Origin of the sequence: Catellatospora tritici (genome assembly GCF_019083965.1) — a bacterium.
GTDB lineage: Bacteria > Actinomycetota > Actinomycetes > Mycobacteriales > Micromonosporaceae > Catellatospora > Catellatospora tritici.
On the sequence record NZ_JAHRCY010000005.1, the window covers coordinates 219,505 to 242,156 of the forward strand.

Genomic DNA, 22,652 nt, shown 5'->3' on the forward strand with positions numbered 1-22,652 from the left:
AGGCGTGCGGCCCGGGTGCGTGACGCCGGTGGAGAGGTACCGGCGTCGGCTTCAGCGGGCCGGGGCGGCCTTGACCACGATCGCGCAGTAGGTCGAGTGCGGGCCCCGGTGGTAGCCGCTGTCGCGGCCGCCGCCCTGCTGGGTGCGGGGCTGCCGGTGGCGGTGCGAGCACCGGCAGTTCCCACGATCCCGCAGGCCGAACAGCCGCGCACCTGACGAAAGGCAGGTCCGGGAGGTTTCGGAAGTCGGTTCTTTCGGTTCAGGCGCCGGTGGTGCCGTCGATGCGTTCACGCAGCAGGTCGGCGTGGCCGTTGTGGCGGGCGTACTCCTCGATCATGTGGACGTACACCCAGCGCAGCGACATCCTGGCGCCGCTGCGTTCGTGGACGAACTCGGCGGTCAGGTCGAGGTCGGCGACGGCGTCGCGGCAGTGCTGCCACTCCTGCACCAGCCGGTCGAGGTCACCGGCGGCGTCAGCGGGGTCGATCAGGTCGAACGAGGCACCGCCTCGGCCGTCGGTGTGGGAGTACAGCGACTCGATCTGCTGCCCGGCGACGCGGCGGCGGAACCAGCCCCGCTCCACGTCGGTCATGTGCCGGACCAGGCCCAGCAGGGTCAGGTTCGACGGCGGTGTCGAAGCCTGGCACAGCTGCTCGCCGGTCAGCCCGGCGCACTTGTGCAGCAGCGTGGTGCGGTGCCAGTCGAGGTATCCGTCCAGGATGGTGCGCTCGGAGCCGATGAACGGTTCGTCGGTGCGGGTGATCTGCGGGGCGGTCCACGTCATGGCTGCCATCCTCGCCGACGGCGCGCCCGCGTGCTGTCCCCCGCGCGCGGGTAGGCTGCGGTGCTTGTGATCGAGACCGCGCGGCTGGTGCTGCACCCGTACACCCCGATCCTGGCGTCGATGATCGCCGACGGGCAGCCCCGCGACCCGCGCTGGGCGCCGGACTTCCCGTTCGCGGGCGACCAGGACACGGCCCGGATGTACCTGCGGGCCGGGGCGCCGGGCGGGCTGTGGGTGCCGTACGCGATCCAGGTCCGCGACAGCGGCCTGTTCGTCGGCGGGGTCGGCTACCACGGCGCCCCCGACGAGCACGGCACCGTCGAGATCGGCTACGGGCTGGCCGAGTCCGCCCGCGGCCACGGTTACGCGTCCGAGGCCGCGTCCGCGCTGGTCGAGGCCGCCGCCGCGGCGGGGGCGCGGCGGGTCGTGGCCGAACTGGAGTTCGACAATCCGCCCAGCGCCGCGGTGCTGGCCCGGCTCGGCTTCACCGCGACCTCGCCGCTGCGCTGGGTGCGCGAGCTGGCCTGACCCGGCTGCGAACCGGGCGCCGTGGCGTCGGCGTGCAGACGGTATGAGCGTGCGCCTGGTGTACGAGACCCACTCCACGACCACCGACAACGAGGCCGGTATCGCCACCGGCTGGCTGCCGGGACAGCTGTCCGAGCGGGGCCTGCGCGACGCCGCCGACCTGGCGCGACGCCGTCGCGACGACGGCGTCGACCTGGTCTACTGCTCCGACCTGCACCGGGCCGTGCAGACCGCGCAGCTCGCGTTCGGTGCCCGCGGTATCGGGATCCGCCTGGACGCCCGGCTGCGCGAATGTGACTACGGGCAGCTCAACGGGATGCCGGTGCACCGCCTGGACCGGGAGCGGCCGCAGCGGGTGGACACGCCGTTTCCCGGCGGGGAGTCCTACCGGCAGGTCGTGGACCGTACCGCCGAGCTGCTCGAGGAGCTCGCGGACCGGCACGACGGGCAGCGGCTGGTGCTGATCGCCCATTCGGCCAACCGGCACGCGCTGGCGGTGCTGTTGGAGGGCGCCGATCTGCACCGGCTGGTGTCGGCGCCGTTCGCGTGGCAGCCCGGCTGGGAGTACGAGCTGCCGACGGCCTGGCGGCGTTGACCTGCGTACCGGCCCGCCCGACCGGACAATGGACGAGGAGGTGAGCCCCATGAAGGCCAAGATCGGGGACACGATCATCGTCGAGGGTGCGCACGTGGGTGACCACCGCCGCATCGGTGTGATCATCGCGGTGCCGCACGAGGACGGCAGCCCGCCGTACACGGTGCGCTGGGAGGACGACCAGCACGAGGGCCTGCTCTACCCGGGCCCGGACACCCACATCAAGTCCGACAACTGACCGGTCTGCGGTCCCGCGGGGTGCGCGGGACCGCAGACCGGTCAGGGGCGCCTACGCGCGGTTGACCGCGTTGGCGTGGATGGCGTCGTGCAGGAACTGCGCCATCCCCGGCTTGATCGCCTCGTACGTGGCCGTGAACCGCTCGTCGGCCAGGTACATGTCGGCCAGACCGGTGTGGATCTCGTACGAGCACTCGTAGAACCAGCGGCTGATGATCTGCCGGTGCTCCTCGGCCAGTTCCATCGCGGCCGGGCTGTCGGCGGCCGCGCCGGAGTCCATCAGGCTGGTGAAGCGTCCGCCCCAGTCCTCGTTCTCGGCCTTGTGCCGCAGCCAGTCGTCCTTGCTGTACCGCGCGGTACGCCGGGCCGACTCCTGGTAGGCGTCGGTGCCGCCCCAGCGCTGCTGCGCCTCCTCGGCGTGCGCGTCGGGGTCGAACTCCCCGAACACCTCGAAGCGCTCCTCGGGGGTGAGCTGGATTCCCACTTTGTTTGCCTCCATCGCGAACTCGATCGCGGTGACCATCTCCTGCATCCGTTTGATGCGCCCGGTCAGCAGTTCGTGCTGGCGGCGCAGGTGCGCCGTCGCGTCGGACTGCGGATCGGCGAGGATGGTCGCGATCTCTTCCAGTGAGAACCCCAGCTCCCGGTAGTACATGATCTGCTGCAGCCGTTCCAGGTCGGCGTCGTCGTAGCGGCGGTAGCCGCTGTGCGAGCGCCCACTTGGCGACAGCAGGCCGATCTCGTCGTAGTGGTGCAGCGTACGCACGGTCACTGCGGCGAGTTCGGCGACCTTTCCCACGGTGTAGGCCACGGTTCTCTCCCTTCCGCGGTCAAGGCTGCGGCCTGCCGTTACGTGAGGGTCAAGCCGGTTGCGGCGCGGTGCGGGCCGATTCGCGCGTCCAGGCGGTCACGGTCAGGGCGAACACCGTGCACATCGTCAGCATCGCGGGCAGCACCTTGATCACGTCGGCGAGTTGCAGGTACGCGCCGTCGACCAGGCCACTGTCGAGGGCAGTCATGGCCGAGGGGTACCACAGCAGGGCGTGCTGCCGGGGTGCGCGGACCGGGTCGAGGCTGACCAGCACGTACGTCATGGTGGCCAGTTCGAGCACGACCAGGGCACCCACCGTGCGGGCGGCCCAGCGCGGGCCGCCGCGTTCGCGCAGGGCCAGGTCGAGGCGGGCCAGCGCGGCCGTGCCCGCCGCCCACAGCACGATCGCGGTCGCGCTGGCGCCGGTGTGCTCGCCGAGGATCTGCCCCGCGTCGGGCACCGCGGCGATCGCCACCAGGCCCACGGCCATCGCGGCGGGTACGGCCAACCACGGCCTGGCCACGCCGAGGCGGCCGGTCCAGGCGCCCAGCAGCCCCGCCAGCACGGCGGCGGGCAGGACCATCGCCGCGTACGCGCTCTGGACGGCCTGCTGGTCCACGCGGGTGAACCGTTCGGTCAGGAACAGCGCCGGGCCGGTCATGGCCATGAACGCGACCAGTACCGCGGTCAGCGCGGCCGGGGACGCCAGCAGCCAGGCGGTGCGCAGCGCGGTGGTGCGGACTCGGGCCATCGTGATCGTCTCCGCTCGGTGGCTGACCCGGTCGCCGAGGGCGCACCAGGTCACGTCGGCCAAATCCCGCCACGGGCGGGGCGAGTCGCGCAGCAGGTCGGCGATCTCGTCGCCGTAGCGGTCACGGATGCGGCGCGGGTACAGGGCCAGCACGAGCGTGCTCAGGCGGCGGCGCATCAGGCCACCGCCAGGCGGCGCAGGCCGGTGCCGGCCAGGTGCTGGATGCGGTTGAGTTCGGCGGTCAGCGCGGCGCGGCCGGTGTCGGTGAGCCGGTACGGCTTGCGCCGGTCCCGTTCGGGCAGCGCCTCGATGTAGCCGTGCTCCTCCAGGCGCCGGACCGCGCCGTAGAGGGTGCCGGGTCCGGGCCGGACGCCGGTGAGCGCGCCGATGTCGTCCTGCATCGCGTACCCGTGCTTGGGACCTTCGGCGAGGCTGATCAGCACATACATCGCCGGTTCGGAGAACCGCCCCAGGTCGGACAGTCCGGCCACGACACCACCTCGTCTCTACTACGTTCCGCGTAGCATCGCAGCGCGTAGTAGGCGCGGTCAAGGGCCGGTGATCCGGCCGCCATCACCGGCGCCGGTCTAGGCTCAGCGCCGTGACCTATGCCGACCTGCCCCCGGCCGAGTTCGCGTTCCCCGGACCGCTGCGCGACCAGCTCGTCGCCGCGATCCTCGCCGGGCACAAGACCTCCTCCACCGGCCTGCGCACCGAATACGAACACGAGGGCGAACCCCTGCCGCGCCCCGGCGAGCGCAGCGTGCTCATCGACTCGGCGGGCGAACCCCTGGCGATCCTGCAGCACACCGACGTACGGCTGATCCGGCTCGCCGACGTCGACCTCGTCCACGCGATCGCCGAAGGCGAGGGCTACGAGACCGTCGCACAGTGGCGCGCCGGCCACGAACGGTTCTGGCACGGCGAGCAGATGCGCGCCCACCTCGGCGATCCCGGGTTCACCGTCGACGACGACACCGTCTGCGTGGCCGACCGGTTCCGGCTGGTGTCACTGATCCCCGACGCGGCGACCGTCAACGCGGCACTGACCGCCGAGGCGGCGGCACTGGTGGCGGGGCTACGCGCCGTACCGGAAGCCGACCTGGACCGGCCCACCTGTTGCCCGCCCTGGTCGGTGCGCGACGAACTCGCCCACACCGCGATCGCGGTGTCCCGGACCCTGGACATGCTCGACGCCGACCCGCCGCGAGCCGTGCCGATCAGCACCCCGCGCTACTACGCCCCCGACGCCCGGTTCGCCCCCGAGGCCGACAACGCCCGCGTCGACCTGGCGCACGAGTTCGCCGCCGCCCGCACCGGCCCGCAGCTGATCGACTGGTGCGAGCAGCAGTGCGCCGCAGTGGCCGCCCGCGTCGCCGCGACGGCGCCGCGCCTGGTCACCACCCGCCACGGCGACCCGATGCGGCTGACCGACTTCCAGGTGACCCGGGTCGTGGAACTGGCCGTGCACGGCCTCGACCTGTCCGACGCGCTGGGCGTCGCCCCGTGGCTGACCCCGCGGGCCGCCGACGTCGTCGCCGGGCTGCTGTTCGGCCCGCAGGCCGACACCGTCGCGTCGCTGCTGGCCACCGACCGTCCGGGTCTGCTGCGCGCGGCGACGGGACGTACCACGCTGACCGCCGCCCAGCGCCAGGGGCTGGACGACCTGGGCACCACCTGGCTGACCACGGCTCCGAGCTGACCCGTCCACCCGGCACACTGGCGGAAGGAGGTGCGCCGTGGAAGGGCCGGTGGCGTGGGCGGTGTCGCGCTGGGGCACCGACCCGTACGCGCGCGGCGCCTGGACCGGCCTGCTGCTCGGCGGCACCACCGCCGACCGGGCGAAACTCGCCGCCCCGGTCGACGAACGCGTGGTGCTGGCCGGGGAGGGCGTGCACCCGACCAGCCCCGCGATGGTGCACGGCGCGTACGAGTCCGGCCGTACCGCCGCCGCGCACCTAATGAGCACCGCCCGCCCCGGCCAGAGCGTCGCCGTGGTCGGGGCAGGCATCGCCGGACTGGCCGCCGCCCGGCTGCTGTACGAACACGGCCAGCGGGTGCGGGTGGTGGAGGCCCGCGACCGGATCGGCGGCCGGATCCGCAGCGTCGACCTGGGCGGCGTCACCGCCGACCTGGGCGCGGCCTGGCTGCAGCAGTACCCGCGCAATCCCCTGGCACGCGTGGCCCGTGCCCTGCGCCTGAGCACGGTCGCGACCGACTTCGCCGCGCCGCTGCCGCTGTCGTCCGACGGCCCGGTCTCCGGCGTCGACGAAGCCCTGACCGCACTGCGCCAGCACGCCGCCGCCCGCACCGCCGACGCCGACACGACCGTGGCCGAGGTCCTTGCCGCGCACCGGGCACGGCTGGACCCGGCACGCGTACGGGTGCTCGACTACGCGGTGGCCGCCGCGATCACGTTGGAGTCCGGGCTGGACTTCACCACCGCCTCGGCGCGGGGCACGTTCGGCGAACCCGGCGTCGGCGAAGGCGACCGCTGGGTGCCCGCGGGCCTGTCCCGGCTGTGCGACGCGCTCGCCGACGGCCTCGACGTGGCGCTGAACCACCCGGTGACCGGCGTGACGTCCGACCCCGGCGGCGTGACCGTGCACGGAGCCTGGGGTCGGCTGCGAACCGACCGGGCCGTGCTCGCGGTGCCGCTGGCGGTGCTGCCGACGCTCGCGCTGGACCCGCCGCTGCCCGACGGGCACGCGTTCGCCCTGGCGCGGATCGGCACCGGGCAGGCGGAGAAGGTCCTGCTGCGCTACCGCGAGCGGTTCTGGCCCGCGTCGCCGGGCGGCTACCTGTGGTGGGGTGAGGATCGGCCGACGTGGAACGAGTGGGCCGACCTGACCGACGGCCTCGGTGTGCCGGTGCTGGCGCTGATCGCCGCCGGTGACGCGGCCCGCGTGCTGCACGGACACCGGCCGGACGCCGACGTCGTCGCCGACGCCCATGCGGCGGTCCTGCGCCTGAGCCGCGCCACCTGACCCGCCGCTCCCGGGCCGCCATGCGGGGTACACCGGCCAGGCCCCGCCCGGCGCGCCGGGTAGGGCCCGCCCGGTGCCGTCGCAGGCCCGATGTACCCGCAGTTTCGGGGATGGTGCACGAAGACATGCCGCTATTGCCGCATTTTCCCCGAAACTGCAGCAACGATCCGGCCCGCGGCGGCGCGGGATCGTCAGTTGGTGAGCGCCGAGGCGGGGCGTTGGGCGAAGAACTCGATCTCGTCGCGTAGTTCGCGGGCGACGGGCGCGTCGGCGTAGCGGCGGTCGCGCAGGGCGGTGTAGACCCGGTCGACGCTGACCATGACCTCGGTGACCCGCCGGGGCAGGTCGAGGGCGAGCACCGGGGCCAGGGCGTCGCGGGCGCCGTCGGGTTCGTCGGTGTGCACCCGCGCCAGCGCCAGCGCGCACCTGGCCGCGGCTTCGTCACGGTAGGAGCGCTGCTCGGCCGGGCCGGACCCGAACAGGGCCAGAGCCCGGGTGGCCTCGTGGGCGGCCTGCGGGGCGCATTCGGGCAGCAGCGCGTACGCCTGCGCGGCGTAGCAGTGCTGCCGGGCCGGGCTGAACGTCAGCTGCCCGCCGACGGCGTCGAGGTCATCGCTGGCGTGACGTTCGCGCAGGTCGTCGGCGCGGACCAGGGCCAGGCGGGTCGGTTCGACGGCGCCGAGCATCGCCTGGGCCCGCGCCTGCGCGCCGGCCAGCCAGCAGGTGACGGTGCCGGTGGTCTCGGCGGCCAGGGCGGCGCCGGACTCGGCGAACCGGACCGCCTCCTGCGGGCGCCCGGCCCAGAACGCGATCAGGCTCTGCATGCCCCGGGCCCAGGCGCGCAGGCACGGATGGTCGGCGTTGTCGGCGCAGGCGTGCATGGTGCGGGCCAAGGCCATCGCCTGGTGGGCGCGGCCCAGGTCGTGGCCGACGTGGGCCATCAGCCCGGTCGCGATCGCGACCAGGGCGTAGCGGTGCCGGTCCCGGTCGGGGTCGGGTCCGGACTCCAGCGCGGTGAAGCCGAGTTCCTGGGTCTCCAGCAGCTGCCCGGCCACGGCGGTGACCGGTTCGGCCGGGTAGCGGCGGGCCAGGTCGGTCAGGTCGCGGTGCAGCCGGGCCATGGCCTCGTCGCCGGTGTCGCGGCGCAGGTCCAGGGTGGCGGTGTCGTGGCTCATCGGGTCGGGTCTCCTCAGTGCACGCCGTGCATCAGCTGGCCGATCCTGCGCGAGCCGAACCAGAAGCAGATACCGACCGCGATCGCCAGCAGGCCCAGGCCGCCGTAGTAGACGCCGGCGGGCAGCTTCTCGGCCAGCGGGGTGACCCAGGTGTTGAGGGCGTTGCCCGCAGAGGAGGCCAGGAACCACAGGCCCATGACCTGGCTGGCGTAGCGCAGCGGCGCGAGTTTGGTGGTGACCGACAGGCCGACGGGGCTGAGCAGCAGCTCGGCGCAGGTCTGGATGAAGTAGACCAGCACGATCCACCACGGGGAGATCAGACCACGGCCCGCGGCGGCCCCGGCGGCACCCATGACCAGGAACGACAGGCCGATGCCCAGCAGCGCCCAGGAGAACTTGACCGGGGTGCCGGGCTGGCGCCGGTCCAGCCGGGTCCACATCCACGCGAACACCGGCGCGAGCAGCAGGATCAGCACCGGGTTGATGGACTGGAACCAGGCGGTGGGGATCTCGAAGCTGCCGACCTGCCGGTCGACGTCGTTCTCGGTGAACAGGCTCACCAGGCTGCCCGCCTGGTCATAGATCATCCAGAACAGCGCCGCCCCGATGAAGATCCACACGTAGGCGCTGACCCGGGAACGTTCCTGGGTGGTCAGCGACTTGTCGCGGAACATCATCAGGAAGTACGCCGCCGGCACGATCAGCGCCATCAGGGTCAACGCGGCGATGACGTGCTGGGCCTTGAACGTCCCGGCGGCGATGTCGGCGATGAGCAGCACCGCGATGATCGCCACCACGACCGCGGCGATCCTGAGCAGTTTGTTGCGTTCATGGGCCTGCAGCGGCTTGTGCGCCTTGAGGCCGACACCCTCCAGCCGCCGGTAGCCGAACAGGTACTGGATGACGGCCAGGGTCATGCCGACCGCGGCGATGCCGAACGCCAGGTGCCAGTCGTTCTTGGCGGCGAAGAAGCCGGTCAGCAGCGGGGCGAAGAACGCGCCCAGGTTGATGCCGAGATAGAACAGGGTGAAGCCCGCGTCGCGGCGGGACTCGTGCATCTCGGGGTGCTTGTCGTACAGCTCGCCGACCATGGCGGAGATGTTGGGTTTGAGCAGGCCGGTGCCCAGCACGATGAGCACCAGGCCGAGGTAGAACATCGCCTTGGAACCGGCCGCCAGGCTGTAGTGGCCCAGCGCGATGACGATGCCGCCGTACAGGACGCTGCGGCGGGTGCCCAGGAGCCGGTCGGCGATCCAGCCGCCCGGCAGCGCCATGAAGTAGACCATCGAGTTGTAGATCGAGTACAGCACCGCCGCCGACGCGGCGGTCATCCCGAAGCCGCCGGCCGTCGCCGAGGCGGCCAGGAACAGGGTCAGGATCGCCCGCATGCCGTAGAAGCTGAACCGCTCCCACATCTCGGTGAGGAACAGCACGACGAGCCCGCCGGGGTGGCCCATCCAGGTCTTGACCGGCTTGGCGGCCGGTGCCGTGGTGGTGGCCATCGCGTCTCCCCGGATGTGATGTTCCCCGCAAAACTTCTCCAATCGGACGATATCGCGGTCGGGGGTACGGGTGAGGCGGTCTCACGAATCCGATACCGCTACAGTTCTACGACACGCTGCGTCACCAAAGAGGGAATCTTGAAACGGTGCGGCGTGTTGCACCACCGGGTAGTCGTTCTCAACGTGAGGAGCTGGTATGGGCGAGCGCATGCTGCGGGGAAGCCGACTGGGAGCCGTCAGCTACGAGTCGGACCGCAACACCGAACTCGCGCCCCGGCAGACCCGCGAATTCCAGTGCGCCAACGGCCACCGCTTCGAGGTGCCGTTCGCCGTCGACGCCGAGGTCCCGTCGATGTGGGAGTGCAAGTTCGACGGCAGCGTCGCCCGCCTGGTCGACGGCACCGAGCCGGAGCAGAAGAAGGTCAAGCCGCCGCGTACGCACTGGGACATGCTGCTGGAGCGCCGCTCCATCGAGGAGCTCGAGGAGATCCTCAACGAGCGCCTGGCCGAGGTCCGCACCAAACGCGGCCGCTGACCCCGTCCCGAACAGCGAAAGGGCGCCCCGGACATCCGGGGCGCCCTTTCGGCATGATCCGCTTCAGTCGACGATCTCACCCTCGATGACCTCCGACGGCCCCGAACCGGCGTTCGACACCGGACCAGGGGTCTGCACGGGCGGGTGGTGCGGCGGGGTGGTCGTGCTCACCCGCACCCGACGCGGCCCGAACACGCTGTTGGCCGTACCCGCCGGGATCCGCTTCTCCGTCGCCACCCGGGCCCGCGCCCGCACCGCCCGCCGCACCGGCGGGATCAGCAACAGCAGCCCCAGCAGGCCGGTCAGCAGCCCCGGGATCACCAGCAGCAGCGCCGCGGCCAACCCGACCAGCGCGTCCAGGGCCTGCTCGCCACGCGGGTCGCCGCCCTGCCGGGCCGCCCGCAGCCGCCGCCACGCCGACATCCCCTCACGACGCATCAGCACGATGCCCAGTACCGACAGGGCCACCACCAGCAGCACCGCCCGCAACGGCCCGATCTGCGCGGACAGCCACAGGAAGATCAGGAACTCGACCGCCCCGACCAACAGGACAGCCGCCGGAACCCACCGCAGCCTGCGCAAATCCAGTTCACCTCCGCGCCGACCTCACGGCCAGCGGTCGCCGGGCTTGAACGCGCGACGCAGCGCGTCCCGCCGAGCCTGGGCACCCCACACGGTGACCCGCCACAGCGCCTCCTTCACGATAGACCCGCTCATCTTGCTCGCGCCGTGCTCGCGCTCGGCGAAGGTGATCGGGACCTCCACGATCCGGAAGCCGTGACGGAACGTCCGCCAGGTCAGCTCGACCTGGAAACTGTAGCCCTGCGACGCCACCGACTCGACCTCGATCTTGCGTAGCACGTCGGTGCGGTACGCCCGGTAGCCTCCGGTCGCGTCGCGCACCCCCATGCCCAGCACGGTACGGGTGTACAGGTTGCCGCCCCGCGACAGCAGCAGCCGGTGCAGCGGCCAGTTGACGACCTTGCCGCCCTTGGTCCACCGCGACCCGATCACCGCGTCGGCGCCACGCAGCGCGTCCAGCAGCAGCGGCAGCTGCTCGGGGGCGTGCGAGCCGTCGGCGTCCATCTCCACGGCCGCGTCGTAGCCGTGCTCGTCGGCCCACCCGAACCCGGCGATGTACGCCGCCCCGAGGCCCTGCTTGCCGGGCCGGTGCAGCACCTTGATCCGGGCGTCGGCCGCGGCCATCGCGTCGGCGATCACACCGGTGCCGTCAGGGCTGTTGTCGTCGGCGATCAGGATGTCGACCTGCGGGGTCGCCGCCCGGACCCGGCCGACGATCGAGACGATGTTCTCCTTCTCGTTGTACGTCGGGATGATCACCAGGACCCGGCCCACGCCCGGATAGCCGTCGTCGCCGTCTCGATCGCCCACGGGGGCCTCCCTCACGTCCGGCCGGTCACGCTCCGCGCTTCCGGCGCCGGCGCAGCACACCCGCCGCGACCAGCACCAGCGCCGCGGCCAGCGCCGCGGCGGCCTCAGGCCACGCACCGACCCTGGTCGCGAGCGTGGACCCGGTGCTCAGCCGCAGCTGCCGTACCACCACCGCTTCGGTATTGAAATCAGTTGCATCATGCACAGAACCGTCAGCAGTTACAAAACCGGACACACCGACGGTTGAGGCCATGAGACTGTCCCGGCCGTGTTCGACGGCCCGCAGCCGCACCATCGCCAGCTGCTGTGTCGCCTCGGCGATGTCGAACGTCGCGTTGTTGGTCTGCACCGCCAGCAGCTGCGCCCCCGACCGGACGGTGGCGTTGACGACGTCGTCGTAGGCGACCTCGAAACAGATCACGTCGCCGACCTTCGCCGGACCCAACGTCAGCACCCCGGGGGCGGTCCCGGCGACGAAGTCGGTGCGCAGCAGCTTCGCCTGGTTGGTGATCGCCTGCGCGATCGGTTCGACGATCGGGCGCAGCGGCAGGTACTCGGCGAACGGCACCGGATGCTGCTTGAGGTACATCTGCGACGGCGGCCCGTACGCCGACTGGCGCGGCAGCCACACCAGGCCCGCGTTGCGCGACTGCCCCGCCTCGGGCCCGGACAGCACGGCGCCGACCAGGATCGGGGCGTTGATCGCGGTGGCGGCCGCGTCGATCGCGGCGGCGGCGTCGATGTTGCGCAGCGGGTCGATGTCGGAGGCGTTCTCCGGCCAGATCACCAGGTCCGGCCGGGCGACCTCACCGGCGGCCACCCGTCGGGCCAGATCCGTGGTGGCGCGGGCGTGGTTGTTGAGCACCGCCTGCCGCTGCGCGTTGAACTCCAGCCCCAGCCGGGGCACGTTGCCCTGCACGATCGCGACCGTCACCGGGCTGCCGTTCGGCTCGGCGGTGGGCACGGCCAGCCCGACACCCACCACGACCAGCGCCGCACCCGTGTACGCCGCGACAGCCCCCCAGCGTCGCCCGGACGCGACGGCACCGGCCGCCGGGTCCGCGACTGCCTCGGTGAGCCGGACCGGGCGCAGGGCCAGCCACGCGGCGGCCAGCAGGCCACCGGCCAGCGCGACCGCGAACGTGACCAGCGGTGCGCCGCCGAGGCGGGCCAGCATCAGGGTCGGGGCGTCGGCCTGGCTGAACGCGAGCCTGCCCCACGGGAACCCGCCGAACGGCGCCCGGTCCCGCAGCGCCTCCTGCGCCACCCACAGCAGCGCCACCGCCAGCGGCCACAGGCCCGGCCGCCGGGTCGCCAGCGGACTCACCCACGCCAGGGCCAGGCCCAGCAGCAGCAGGTAGGTGGCCTGGAACACGGCCAGCAGCAGCCACGGCGCGTACCCGACGTGCAGGTTCGTCCACGCCAGCAGCGGCGCGAAGAACACCAGCCCGGTGACCAGGCCCAGCCCGGCACCGGCGCGCAGCCGCCGCCCATGCACCGCCACCGCCAGGCCCGCCACCCCGACGGGCGCGGCCCACCACAGGCCGTACGGCGGGAACGACACCAGCAGCGCGAGCCCCGACACCACCGCCAGCACCAGCGCGGTCCACAGCCGCGGACCGCCACCTGGCACAGGGGCGGGCGGGCCGGGCGGGGTCGTGGGGGCGAGGGTCTGCACCGTCACCACATCACCTATCTGTCGCAGCCGGGCGCGTCGCGCCACCCCGACCGAAGATCACACCCGGGGTGCTGCACAGGCTACACAAGAATCGGGGCGCGGCCGACGGCCGCGCCCCGCACTCCCCAACTCCTGCAAGCGGCCGCGGCCGGTGACCTTCGGGCCGATCCGCGCCTGGCCGGCTGCCGGGCGTCGGGTCGTTGTCTACTGGCCACCGCCTGCCGCCTGCCGCACCATCGAACCGAAAACATCGAGCCGATCGTTGCGGCGGAGGACCTTACGACGGTACGCGTGAGCCCACCGCCGGGTCAATTTCAGCATGCGTGTACGCAGCGTGACCATTACCCGTCCGGGGACTCGTCAGCGCAGCTCAGCGGCGAGTAGGGCCGCCGCGGCGGCCGGATGTTCGGCGGCCAGAAGTCCGGCCGCGGCCAGGATGTAGGACGCGTCGACGACCGTACGCGGCGCGCGCGGCAGCGGCCACCCGCCCGCGCTGTCACCCAGCCCCGCCGCCATGATCCGCTGGGCGACCAGCGGCGGGTTGTGCCGCAGCACCCCGCCGGACCCGATCGCCAGCGCCACGTCACGCAGGTCACGGCCACCGCGGCGCGGCCCGCCGACCACGACGGCCTCGCCGCGGGCGTGGCGGCGCAGCGCCACCGCCACCGCGAGCTCGGCCAGCCGCCAGTCCACGGCCTGCTCCAGGGCACTGTCGGCGACGAACCCGGGATGCTCGGCCCGCAGATCCGCGGCCTGCTGCAGCGCGTGGGTGTCGTCGTGGGGCAGCAGCTTCTCCCCCACCGCCGCGGCGACGACCCCGGGCGCAGACCAGCGCATCCCCAGGTCCCCCTCGACCGTACGGGCCGCCCACATCGTCCCGGCGACCTCGTCGCGGACCCCGGCCAGCTGCTCGGCGTCGGGGATCAGCACCGAATAGACGTCGGTGGTGGCCCCACCGACGTCGACGACCAGCAGATCCTGACCCAGGTCCGACGCCAGCAGCTCGACCCCCGACAGGACCGCGTCGGGGGTCGCCGCCCGCACCAGCGACGCGAACCGGGGCCCCCGCGACAGTTTCTTGCCGCCGATGACGTGCTGCAGGAACACCTGCCGGATCGCCGCCCGCGCCGGCCCCGGCTCCAGGGTCCCGATCGCGGGCAGCACGTTGGCCACCGCCACCGTCGGCACCCCCGCCCCGGTGAGCAGCGCGAACAGCTCCTCACGGCAGTCGGCGTTGCCCGCCAGCACCACCGGGACCCGCCACCGGGCCTTGGCCAGCCGGGTCGCGTTGGCGGTGATCGTGTCGACGTCACCGCCGTCGGTGCCGCCGACCAGCAGCACCACGTCAGGTCGGGCGGCCCGCAGCGCGGCCAGGCCGTCACGGTCCAGGACTCCGGCGGCGACGTGGACGACCCTCGCCCCGGCCGACAACCCGACCCGGTGCCCGGCCTGCGCGGTGACCAGCCGCTCGTACCCGATCACGGCCAGGCGCAGTCCACCGCCCGCCGACGAGCACACCAGCAGCCCGTCGGGGGTGTGCCCGGTCGCCGCGACGGCCGCGTCCAGGCCGTGCAGCACGTCGGTGCCGACGGTGGTGCGGTGCGACCCGGTCGCGACCAGCCGCCCGTCGCCGGTGTCGACCAGCGCCGCCTTCGTGAACGTCGACCCGACGTCGACGCAGCAGATCAGCACGTCACGCCTTGGGCGGCACGACCACGGTGCCGGTCGCGGTCACCGCGACCACCGGCGGGTCCAGTACCTGCGCCGCCGACTCCGACACGTCCGGGCGGCCCCGGCACACCACCCGCGCCTCGAAGTCGATGGTGCGGCTGCGGGTGCCCATCCGGGTCACCGTCGCCGAGATCTCCAGCACGTCCCCGGCCCGCATCGGCGCCCTGAACTGCACATCGGAGTACGACGCGAACAGGCCCTCGTCCCCGTCGGTGCGGATGCACACCTCGGTCGCGACATCCCCGAACGCGGCGAGTGCGTACGCGCCGTCGACGAGGTTGCCCGCGTAGTGGGCGTGGCTGTACGGCACATACCGGCGGTGGGTCACATTCAGTCCGACGCTCATGCCGAAACCCCGCTTCGCGCGTATTCGGCACGGGGCACTTCCGCGCTGCACTCCATGATTCGCTCGCTTCGCTCGCTCATGCGGCTGCCTTCTCCTTCTTGCGCTCGGCGCGCTGGGTGATCAAAGCGTGCACCAGGTAGCTGGCGACCTCACGTGGCGTCGTGCCCCGGCCGAAGATCCGGTCCACGCCCAGCTCACCGGCCATCAGCTCATCGAAGCGGGGCCCGCCGACGATCAGCAGCGGCCGCTTGTCGGCCGGCATCGCCTCCCGGAACGCCGCCGACATCTCCCGCGTGTTGTGCAGGTGCGCGTCGCGCTGCGTCACGACCTGCGACACCAGCACCGCGTCGGCCTTCTCCGCCTTCGCCGCGGCGACCAGCTCCGGGACCGTCACCTGGGCGCCCATGTTGACGACCTTCAGCTCCCGGTAGTACTCCAGGCCCTTCTCGCCGGCGATGCCCTTGAGGTTGAGGATCGCGTCGATGCCGACGGTGTGCGCGTCGGTGCCGATCGTCGCCCCGACCACCGACAGCTTGCGGCGCAGCTTCTGCTTGACGACCGTGTTGACCTCCTTGGCGCCCAGCAGCGGGAAGTCACGCTCGATGACCTGCACCTTGTCGAGTTCGACCAGGTGCCGCACCGACCCGTACACGACGAAGAAGGTGAACCCGTCACCCATCTGCTTGGCGTGCACCAGCATCGCCGGGTCCAGGCCCATCTTCGCCGCCAGCTGCAGCGCCGCACCCTCGGCCTTCTTGTCGTGCGGCAGCGGCAGCGTGAAACTGACCTGGGTCATGCCGTCGCCGGTGGTGTCGCCGTACGGGCGGATGACCGTGCTCACTGCTGCTCCCCCTTGGCCGGCGCCTCCAGGATGTCGGTGGCCGGGTTGTAGTAGCCGTCCTCGTGCGCGGCGACCCCGTCCAGGCCCTTGCCCCGGTTCGCGGGCCGTTTCATGATCCCGAACGTGCCGTCGGCGATCGCGTTCAGCAGGGTGTCGTCCTCGATCCGGGCCAGCAGGTCGATCGCCTCGTCCAGGACCTGATGCGCCCGCTGTTGGATGAACCCGCCCGGGGCGGGCACGAAGTCCTCGTGCAGGTTCCCGGCCGCACCCAGCACATACCGGACGTTCTGCAGCGCGATGTCACGGTCGGACAGCCACGGCGTCACCACCGCCTCGGTCATCATCCCGACCAACAGGATCCCCTGCCCGGTCAGCGTGCCGACCAGGTTGAAGAAACCGTCGAGCAGGTTGCCGCGGAACACGTCACCGGTCATGTGTTTGGTCGGCGGCATCCACTTCAGCGGCGCGTGCGGGAACAGCTCCCGCGCCAACAGCGCGTGCGCCAACTCCAGGCGGAACGACTCCGGCAGCTCCGGGTTGATCTCGAACGCGTGGCCGAGGCCCAGCTGCCAGTCCGCCAACCCGGCCTCGTGCGCGAAGTACTCGTTGAGCAGCTGCGACACCGTCACCGTGTGCGCGGCCTCGACCGCGTCGGCGGTCGTCAGGTAGTTGTCCTCACCGGTGTTGATGATGATCCCGGCACGGGCGTGGATCTGGCGACTGAACCGCTGGTCGACGAACGTACGGATCGGGTTGATGTCCCGGAACAGGATCCCGTACATCGAGTCGTTGAGCATCATGTCCAGCCGCTGCAACCCCGCCAGGGTCGCGATCTCCGGCATGCACAGACCCGACGCGTAATTGGTCAGGCGCACGTAGCGGCCGAGCTCCCGGCTGGACTCGTCCAGGGCCGCGCGCATCAGCCGGAAGTTCTCCTGCGTGGCGTACGTGCCCGCGAAACCCTCCCGGGTCGCGCCCTCGGGCACGTAGTCCAGCAGCGACTGGCCGGTGGAGCGGATCACCGCGATCACGTCGGCGCCCGCGCGGGCGGCGGCCTGCGCCTGCGGAATGTCCTCGTAGATGTCACCGGTCGCCACGATCAGGTAGATCCACGGCCGCTGCTTCGGATCCCCATACTTCTTGATCATCTTGTCGCGTTCGACCCGGTTACGGTCGACCTGCCTGATCCCCGCGGCCACCGACCGCCGCGACGCCTTGCGCGCCGCAGTGACCGCCTTGCCGCGGGGCAGGTCGAACCGCAACGACCCCGACGCAGCCTTCTGCGCCAACAACGTCAGGTCCGCACCCGACCCGGACAGGCCATGCTCGGCCACCGCGTGGAACACCGGCAACGCCACCCCGTGCCCCAACCCCACATCGGCGCGCACCGCGTCGACCAGGCGGTTCACCCACGGAATACCGTCGGCGTCGGCGCCGGTGATCCCGGCCAACCGCAACACCGCCCGCTCCACCGACACGGTGGTGTGCGAACGGGCCAACTCCACGACCGGGCGCCCGGCCCGCGCCGCCAAGGCACGAGCACGAGCGACCAGCTCCGGGTCCAGATGCAGCTTATTGCTGTGCATAGATCGTTTCTCCACGAAGGACGGTACGGACACAAACCGGCAGCTCATCATGCTGCCCAAGCATCGGAAGGGTTCCCGCCAGACCAGCCGGGGCACGCCACACCGCGAACGTCGCCGGCGCCCCCGGCACCAGCACCCCCTCGCCGTCACGGTGCACCGACCGCCAACCACCACGGGTGTGCGCGGCGAACGCCGACTTCGGACTCATCCGCTGCTGCGGATTGAAGTGCCACACCGCCGCCCGCACACTGCCCCACGGATCCAGCGGCGTCACCGGGCTGTCCGAGCCGAACGCCAGCGCCACGCCCGTGTTGTGCATCTGCCCCATCGGGTTGGACGCCAGGCTGCGCTCAACACCCAGCCGCTGCGCGTACATCTGCCCGGTGCCACCCCACAGGCGGTCGAACGCGGGCTGCATGCTCGCCACGATCCCGAACTCCACGAACGCCGCGATCAGCCGCTTGTCCATGATCTCGGCATGCTCCACCCGGTGCCGGGCGTCACGGATCGCGTCCACGCCCAGCTTCTGCTCCGCCATCGCGAACCCCGCCACCACCGTGGAGATCGCCTCGTCGCCGATCGCGTGGAAGCCGCCCTGCATCCGGTGCGCATGGCAGTCCAACAGGTGGTCACGCACCTGCTCGGCGGTGACGTAACCGTGGCCGCAGCCCTGCTCCCCGTCCAGGTACGCCTTCGTCACGTGCGCGGTCCGCGAACCCAGCGCCCCGTCGGCGTACAGGTCCCCGCCCGCACCGACCGCACCCAGCTCCCGGGCCTTGGCCGCGCCCAGCAGCTCGCCCCAGAACCCGTACACCTCCGGCAGGCCCTGGCCGGACAGGCGCAGCAGATCCGTGAAATCGGTCTCGCTGGACGTCCCCGGGCCGCCGCACTCGTGCACCGCCGCGATACCCAGCGACGCCGCATGCCGCAGGGCCGTCACCTGCGCCTGCTGCCGCTGCACCGTCGTGATCTGCCCGAACGCCCGCTCCCGCACCACATGATGGGCGTCGCGACGCACCCAGCCGGACGCGTCGTAGCCGGGCACCCCGACCGCCAGCGCCAGCAGGTCCGACGAGACCAGCGCCGAATGGATCGACGCCTGCGACAGGTACACGCTGCGCCCACCCGCCGCCCGATCCAGCTCCACCGCCGTGGGCGGGGTCTGCGCCGCACCCCAGGTGCTCTCGTCGAACCCGTGGCCCAGCACCACCGCGTCCTGGCCCAGCCCGTCGGCGAACCCCGACACCGCCTTCAACAGGTCCGTCGCGCTACGCACCGCCGACAGATCCAGGCCCGCCAAGGCCAGACCCGTGTCCGTGGCATGCACATGCGCGTCCACGAACGCCGGCGTCACCAACGCACCACCGAGATCCACCCGAACATCCGCGCTCGGCGCGTCGGACAGGGGGCCGAGCCACACGATCGTCTGACCGCGCGTCAACATCGCCGTCGCCGCCGGATCAGCGGGACTGCGAACCACAGCGTTGCACCACAGCGTCGTGGGCTCCGCCGGCAGGGGGGTCACCGAAGTCTGCATGAGGTCAGTGTGCCGTGTCCGGCGCACCCGCCGAGGACTCCTGCCGCAGCCGGGACTCGAACAATTCCCGAACCGCCGGCACCGACCGCAGCAGACCCAGCGCGTACGCCGCATGACCAGGCACGTAACCGTTACCCACCAGCATCGTCACATCCGCGGCCAGACCCTCGGCACCCAACGCGGCCGCCGCGAAACTCGTCGCCATCGAGAAGAAGATCACCGTGCCGCCGTCGGCCGTCGACAGGATCGCCCCGTGCTCACAACCCGGCACGTCCACGCACACCACCGTCACGTCCGCCGCACCACCCAACGCCGCCGACACCGCGTCCGCCAGCGCCACCGGGTCCCGGGCATCCGCGAGAGCCACCACATCGGCCAGGCCCGTCGGCTCCAACAGCGCCCGCTCGCGCTCCACCGGCACGATCCCGACCGTACGGGCCGCACCCGCCGCCCGAGCCGCGGCCAGCGACAGCGAACCGCTCTTGCCCGCCCCGCCGATCACCGCCACGGACGGGGCGTTGCCGCGCTCGGCGTGCTGGCGCACCACCCGGGCCGTCAACGCCGGGGCGCCACACACGTCCATCACCGCCAGGGACAGCTCCGGATCCAGGTCGGCGGGCAGCACCGCGGCGATCGAACGCGCGAACAGGATCGCGTGACCCTCACACGGGACCTGCTCGCTGCGGCCGTCCCAGCGCTTGAGGCCATCGGTGACCGACAGCGGGGTCAGCGTCAGCGAGACCAGGGTCGCGACGCGGTCGCCGACGCTCAGGCCCAGCGGCGACTGCGGGCCGACCGCCTCGACGGTGCCGATGAGCATGCCGCCCGAGCCGGTGACCGGGTTCTGCATCTTGCCGCGGCTGCCGATGATGTCAAGCACCTCGGCGCGTACGGCGGCGCCGTCGCCCGCGTGCTTGGTCTCCAGCTGCCGGAAGCTCGCGGCGTCGAGGTTCAGCCGCTCGACCGAGATCCGGACCTCGTCCTGCCCGATCTCCGCCGAATTGTCCAACCGAAGTGCCGCCTGGGGCAGTACGCCCTTCGGCTCCAGCACCCGGTGCAGCCCGATCGGTGACGTCATTGTCCGGTTCTCCCTCAAAAAGTGACGCTCTCCCGCGATCACCAAGGCAAATCTGCTGCCTAAGTTAGCGCTCGCGGGAAATTCTACGGCAGAATAGTTGGTGAGCCGAAGAAGTTCCAGTATGGTCATCTGGACCGCAAAGGAGAGGCCACCGATGAACGCTGGGCAGCCCTACGAGTACCGCCGCGTGGAACTTGTCGAACCCGACTGGACCCGGTTCCCGGGCTGGCGGAACGTCACCCCCGCACAGTGGGAGTCCGCACAGTGGCAGCGCGTCAACTGCGTCAAGAACATCAAGCAGTTGCGCGCCCTCCTCGGTGACACCGTCGACGAGCGCTTCTACGCCGACCTCGAGGCCGACCAGAAGGCCATGGCCACCATGTCCATGCTGGTCCCGCCGCAGATGATGAACACCATGGCGCGCGAGGAACTGACCACCGAGGCGTTCTACGCCGACCCGGTCCGCCGCTACATGATCCCCGTAGCCTCCGACCGGCTCACCGAATGGGCCAGCCACCCCCACGCCAGCCGCGACAGCCTGCACGAGCACGACATGTGGGTCGCCGAGGGCCTCACCCACCGCTACCCCACCAAGGTGCTCGCCGAACTGCTGTCCACCTGCCCGCAGTACTGCGGCCACTGCACCCGGATGGACCTCGTCGGCAACTCCACCCCGGCCGTGGAGAAGCTCAAGCTCGAGCTCAAGCCAGTCGACCGCTACGACGCCCACATCGCCTACCTCAAGGCCCACCCGGGCGTACGCGACGTCGTCGTCTCCGGCGGCGACGTGGCCAACGTGCCCTGGAAGAACCTCGAGTCGTACCTGATGCGGCTGCTGGAGATCGACACCATCCGCGACATCCGGCTGGCCACCAAGGCGCTCATGGGCCTGCCCCAGCACTGGCTGCAGCCCGACGTCGTCGAGGGCCTGGAGCGGGTCGCCCGCACCGCCCGCCGCCGCGGCGTCAACCTGGCCATCCACACCCACGTCAACCACGTCAACTCGATCACCCCGACCGTCGCCCGCGCCGCCAAGACGGCGCTGGAGGTCGGCGTACGCGATGTGCGCAACCAGGGCGTGCTCATGCGCGGCGTCAACGCCACCAGCCCCGACCTGCTCGACCTGTGCTTCGCGCTGCAGGGCGAGGCCAACATCCTGCCGTACTACTTCTACATGTGCGACATGATCCCCAACGCCGAGCACTGGCGCGTCTCCGTCGCCCACGCCCAGGCCCTGCAGCACGACATCATGGGCTACCTGCCCGGCTACGCCACCCCGCGCATCGTCTGCGACGTCCCGTTCGTCGGCAAGCGCTGGGTGCACATGCTCACCGAGTACGACCGCGACAACGGCATCTCGTACTGGACCAAGAACTACCGCACCTCCATCGAGGCCGAGCAGGACAGCGACGTGCTCGCCAAGCGCTACGCCTACTACGACCCGATCGACACCCTGCCGGAGTCGGGCCAGAAGTGGTGGCGCAAGCAGCTCGAGGAGCAGCAGATCCAGGCCTGACCAGCACACACGTGACGGGCGCCCGCGAGGTTTCAGCGGGCGCCCGTCACGTGTGTCGGGGCCGTCCCCGCCACCACCCAGATCGTCAACGCCACCAGGAACTCGTCCCGCTCGGCCGCGTCGGCCACCGCCGCCAGCCACCGTTGCACCATCTCGTCGTTGCCCCCGCCCGGCCCCACGATCTGCAGCAGCAGGTCCCGCTTGAAGTACGGCACCACATGCTGGGCCTCCTCCGGGTCGGTGAAGTGCACCGTCACCGGATGGCACTCGACCCCCACCACCCCCGCCTGCCGCAGCCGGTTGCGCAGCGTACGCCCCATCGCCGGGTTGCTCATCACCGTCCGCTGCCGCATCCGCCACAACATCGGCGTCAACACCTCGTAGGCGATCCCCTCGAACGCCAGCGACTCCCAGTCGGTGTCCACCAGGCACACCCGGCCACCCGGCCGGGTCACCCGCACCAGCTCCGCGATCACCGACTCCGCGTCGTCCAGATGCTGCAACGTCCGCTCGCACCGCACCGCGTCGAAGCTGCCCGAGGCGAAATCCAGCCCTGTCAGGTCACCGGCCGTGAACCGCACTGCCGCCGCCCCCGGATGGGCCCGCAGCCACACCGCGTACCGCCGGTCGGCCAAGGCGAGCATGCTCTGCGACTTGTCGACCCCGTCGACCGAGCCTTCCGGCCCGACCCGCAACGCCAGCGGGTAAGCCGCCTCCCCCAGCCCGCACCCGCCATCGAGTACGCGCTGACCGGGCGCGAGCCGCATCGCGTCGGCGGCCACCTCGCGGATACGCGCGATCGTCGGATGCGCCGCCGCCGACTCCAGATACGCCGCCAACCGTGCCCTCACCTCCGCCGGGCTGCGGTCCACCCCGGCGTAGTGCGGGATGAGCGGCTCGTCGGTCACAGCTCCATTCTGTGAGCGCACCGGCCGACCTGACCCGGCCCTTCCGGTATGTCGTCGCCCGAAGGGCGTCCTCATTGAGTCTTGTGAGGCGGAGCCCATCCGCTAGGCAATCCTAGGACGCTAGGAATTGAACT

The 22,652-nt window shown here is 71.7% G+C and carries 22 protein-coding genes and 2 pseudogenes; 8 read left to right on the top strand and 16 right to left on the bottom strand.

Features of this window, described 5'->3' with window-relative positions:
• Positions 1-259: 259 nt before the first annotated feature.
• Positions 260-784, bottom strand: coding sequence for a DinB family protein (locus KUA19_RS13300; RefSeq protein ID WP_217396266.1), 525 nt, complete (start codon positions 782-784; stop codon positions 260-262).
• Positions 785-844: 60 nt separating this feature from the next.
• Between KUA19_RS13300 and KUA19_RS13305 the strand changes: the two genes are divergently transcribed.
• The 3 genes from KUA19_RS13305 to KUA19_RS13315 are packed head-to-tail and all read left to right on the top strand — an operon-like array spanning position 845 to position 2,145.
• Positions 845-1,312, top strand: a complete 468-nt coding sequence (locus tag KUA19_RS13305; RefSeq protein WP_217396267.1) for a GNAT family N-acetyltransferase — start codon at positions 845-847, stop codon at positions 1,310-1,312.
• Between the two features lie 43 nt (positions 1,313-1,355).
• Positions 1,356-1,907 carry a histidine phosphatase family protein gene (locus KUA19_RS13310; protein ID WP_217396268.1) on the top strand — a complete coding sequence of 184 codons (552 nt, stop codon included), beginning with the start codon at positions 1,356-1,358 and terminating at the stop codon, positions 1,905-1,907.
• Between the two features lie 49 nt (positions 1,908-1,956).
• Positions 1,957-2,145, top strand: a complete 189-nt coding sequence (locus tag KUA19_RS13315) for a DUF1918 domain-containing protein (RefSeq protein WP_217396269.1) — start codon at positions 1,957-1,959, stop codon at positions 2,143-2,145.
• A 51-nt stretch (positions 2,146-2,196) separates the two neighbouring features.
• On the opposite strand, the gene KUA19_RS13320 is transcribed toward KUA19_RS13315, so the two are convergent.
• The 3 genes from KUA19_RS13320 to KUA19_RS13330 are packed head-to-tail and all read right to left on the bottom strand — an operon-like array spanning position 2,197 to position 4,197.
• Complete coding sequence (locus tag KUA19_RS13320) at positions 2,197-2,955, bottom strand: MerR family transcriptional regulator (protein WP_217396270.1); 759 nt, start codon at positions 2,953-2,955, stop codon at positions 2,197-2,199.
• Positions 2,956-3,004: 49 nt separating this feature from the next.
• Entirely contained in the window at positions 3,005-3,883 is an 879-nt protein-coding gene (locus KUA19_RS13325; RefSeq protein WP_217396271.1) for a hypothetical protein, read from the bottom strand.
• Positions 3,883-4,197: a PadR family transcriptional regulator gene (locus KUA19_RS13330; RefSeq protein WP_308167428.1), complete on the bottom strand. Its 315-nt coding sequence runs from the start codon at positions 4,195-4,197 to the stop codon at positions 3,883-3,885. The genes KUA19_RS13325 and KUA19_RS13330 overlap by 1 nt, the downstream gene beginning before the upstream one ends.
• Positions 4,198-4,307: 110 nt before the next feature.
• On the opposite strand from KUA19_RS13330, the pseudogene KUA19_RS42720 reads away from it, so the two are divergent.
• The 3 genes and pseudogenes from KUA19_RS42720 to KUA19_RS13340 all read left to right on the top strand — a co-directional run.
• Positions 4,308-4,724 (top strand): annotated as a pseudogene (locus KUA19_RS42720) (ASCH domain-containing protein); the annotation flags it as partial.
• A 39-nt stretch (positions 4,725-4,763) separates the two neighbouring features.
• Positions 4,764-5,408: pseudogene (locus tag KUA19_RS42725) on the top strand (maleylpyruvate isomerase N-terminal domain-containing protein); the annotation flags it as partial.
• Between the two features lie 37 nt (positions 5,409-5,445).
• Positions 5,446-6,693, top strand: coding sequence for a flavin monoamine oxidase family protein (locus KUA19_RS13340; protein WP_217396273.1), 1,248 nt, complete (start codon positions 5,446-5,448; stop codon positions 6,691-6,693).
• Between the two features lie 191 nt (positions 6,694-6,884).
• On the opposite strand, the gene KUA19_RS13345 is transcribed toward KUA19_RS13340, so the two are convergent.
• Together KUA19_RS13345 and KUA19_RS13350 are read right to left on the bottom strand one after the other, a co-directional pair.
• The gene (locus tag KUA19_RS13345) at positions 6,885-7,868 is read right to left on the bottom strand and encodes a hypothetical protein (protein WP_217396274.1); all 984 of its coding nucleotides are present in this window, start codon (positions 7,866-7,868) and stop codon (positions 6,885-6,887) included.
• 14 nt (positions 7,869-7,882) lie between these two features.
• Positions 7,883-9,370 (bottom strand): peptide MFS transporter, encoded by a 1,488-nt coding sequence (locus tag KUA19_RS13350; protein WP_217396275.1) that lies wholly within the window; start codon positions 9,368-9,370, stop codon positions 7,883-7,885.
• Positions 9,371-9,566: 196 nt separating this feature from the next.
• Between KUA19_RS13350 and KUA19_RS13355 the strand changes: the two genes are divergently transcribed.
• Positions 9,567-9,905: an RNA polymerase-binding protein RbpA gene (locus tag KUA19_RS13355; RefSeq protein WP_217396276.1), complete on the top strand. Its 339-nt coding sequence runs from the start codon at positions 9,567-9,569 to the stop codon at positions 9,903-9,905.
• A gap of 63 nt (positions 9,906-9,968) precedes the next feature.
• Here the strand turns inward: KUA19_RS13355 and KUA19_RS13360 are convergent, their stop codons facing one another.
• The 9 genes from KUA19_RS13360 to kdd all read right to left on the bottom strand — a co-directional run bounded on the left by KUA19_RS13360 (position 9,969) and on the right by kdd (position 20,094).
• Positions 9,969-10,487 carry an FxsA family protein gene (locus KUA19_RS13360; protein WP_217396277.1) on the bottom strand — a complete coding sequence of 173 codons (519 nt, stop codon included), beginning with the start codon at positions 10,485-10,487 and terminating at the stop codon, positions 9,969-9,971.
• A 24-nt stretch (positions 10,488-10,511) separates the two neighbouring features.
• Positions 10,512-11,297: a polyprenol monophosphomannose synthase gene (locus tag KUA19_RS13365; RefSeq protein ID WP_308167429.1), complete on the bottom strand. Its 786-nt coding sequence runs from the start codon at positions 11,295-11,297 to the stop codon at positions 10,512-10,514.
• Between the two features lie 25 nt (positions 11,298-11,322).
• A complete protein-coding gene (gene lnt, locus KUA19_RS13370) occupies positions 11,323-12,930 on the bottom strand; it encodes an apolipoprotein N-acyltransferase (RefSeq protein WP_308167434.1) in 1,608 nt (535 codons plus the stop codon).
• A gap of 405 nt (positions 12,931-13,335) precedes the next feature.
• A complete protein-coding gene (locus KUA19_RS13375) occupies positions 13,336-14,667 on the bottom strand; it encodes a glutamate mutase L (RefSeq protein ID WP_217396280.1) in 1,332 nt (443 codons plus the stop codon).
• A gap of 1 nt (position 14,668) precedes the next feature.
• Complete coding sequence (kal, locus tag KUA19_RS13380; RefSeq protein WP_217396281.1) at positions 14,669-15,052, bottom strand: 3-aminobutyryl-CoA ammonia lyase; 384 nt, start codon at positions 15,050-15,052, stop codon at positions 14,669-14,671.
• Positions 15,053-15,128: 76 nt separating this feature from the next.
• Positions 15,129-15,893, bottom strand: a complete 765-nt coding sequence (gene kamE, locus KUA19_RS13385; protein ID WP_308167430.1) for a lysine 5,6-aminomutase subunit beta — start codon at positions 15,891-15,893, stop codon at positions 15,129-15,131.
• Positions 15,890-17,479, bottom strand: coding sequence for a lysine 5,6-aminomutase subunit alpha (gene kamD, locus KUA19_RS13390; RefSeq protein ID WP_217396282.1), 1,590 nt, complete (start codon positions 17,477-17,479; stop codon positions 15,890-15,892). The genes kamE and kamD overlap by 4 nt, the downstream gene beginning before the upstream one ends.
• Complete coding sequence (locus tag KUA19_RS13395; protein ID WP_217396283.1) at positions 17,466-19,016, bottom strand: amidohydrolase; 1,551 nt, start codon at positions 19,014-19,016, stop codon at positions 17,466-17,468. The genes kamD and KUA19_RS13395 overlap by 14 nt, the downstream gene beginning before the upstream one ends.
• 4 nt (positions 19,017-19,020) lie before the next feature.
• A complete protein-coding gene (gene kdd, locus KUA19_RS13400) occupies positions 19,021-20,094 on the bottom strand; it encodes an L-erythro-3,5-diaminohexanoate dehydrogenase (RefSeq protein WP_217396284.1) in 1,074 nt (357 codons plus the stop codon).
• Positions 20,095-20,248: 154 nt separating this feature from the next.
• Here kdd and KUA19_RS13405 point away from each other — a divergent pair, with 154 nt between their 5' ends.
• Positions 20,249-21,610 (top strand): KamA family radical SAM protein, encoded by a 1,362-nt coding sequence (locus tag KUA19_RS13405; protein WP_217396285.1) that lies wholly within the window; start codon positions 20,249-20,251, stop codon positions 21,608-21,610.
• A gap of 32 nt (positions 21,611-21,642) precedes the next feature.
• On the opposite strand, the gene KUA19_RS13410 is transcribed toward KUA19_RS13405, so the two are convergent.
• On the bottom strand, positions 21,643-22,518 hold the full coding sequence (locus KUA19_RS13410; protein WP_217396286.1) for a methyltransferase domain-containing protein: 876 nt from the start codon (positions 22,516-22,518) through the stop codon (positions 21,643-21,645).
• Between the last annotated feature and the right edge of the window lie 134 nt (positions 22,519-22,652).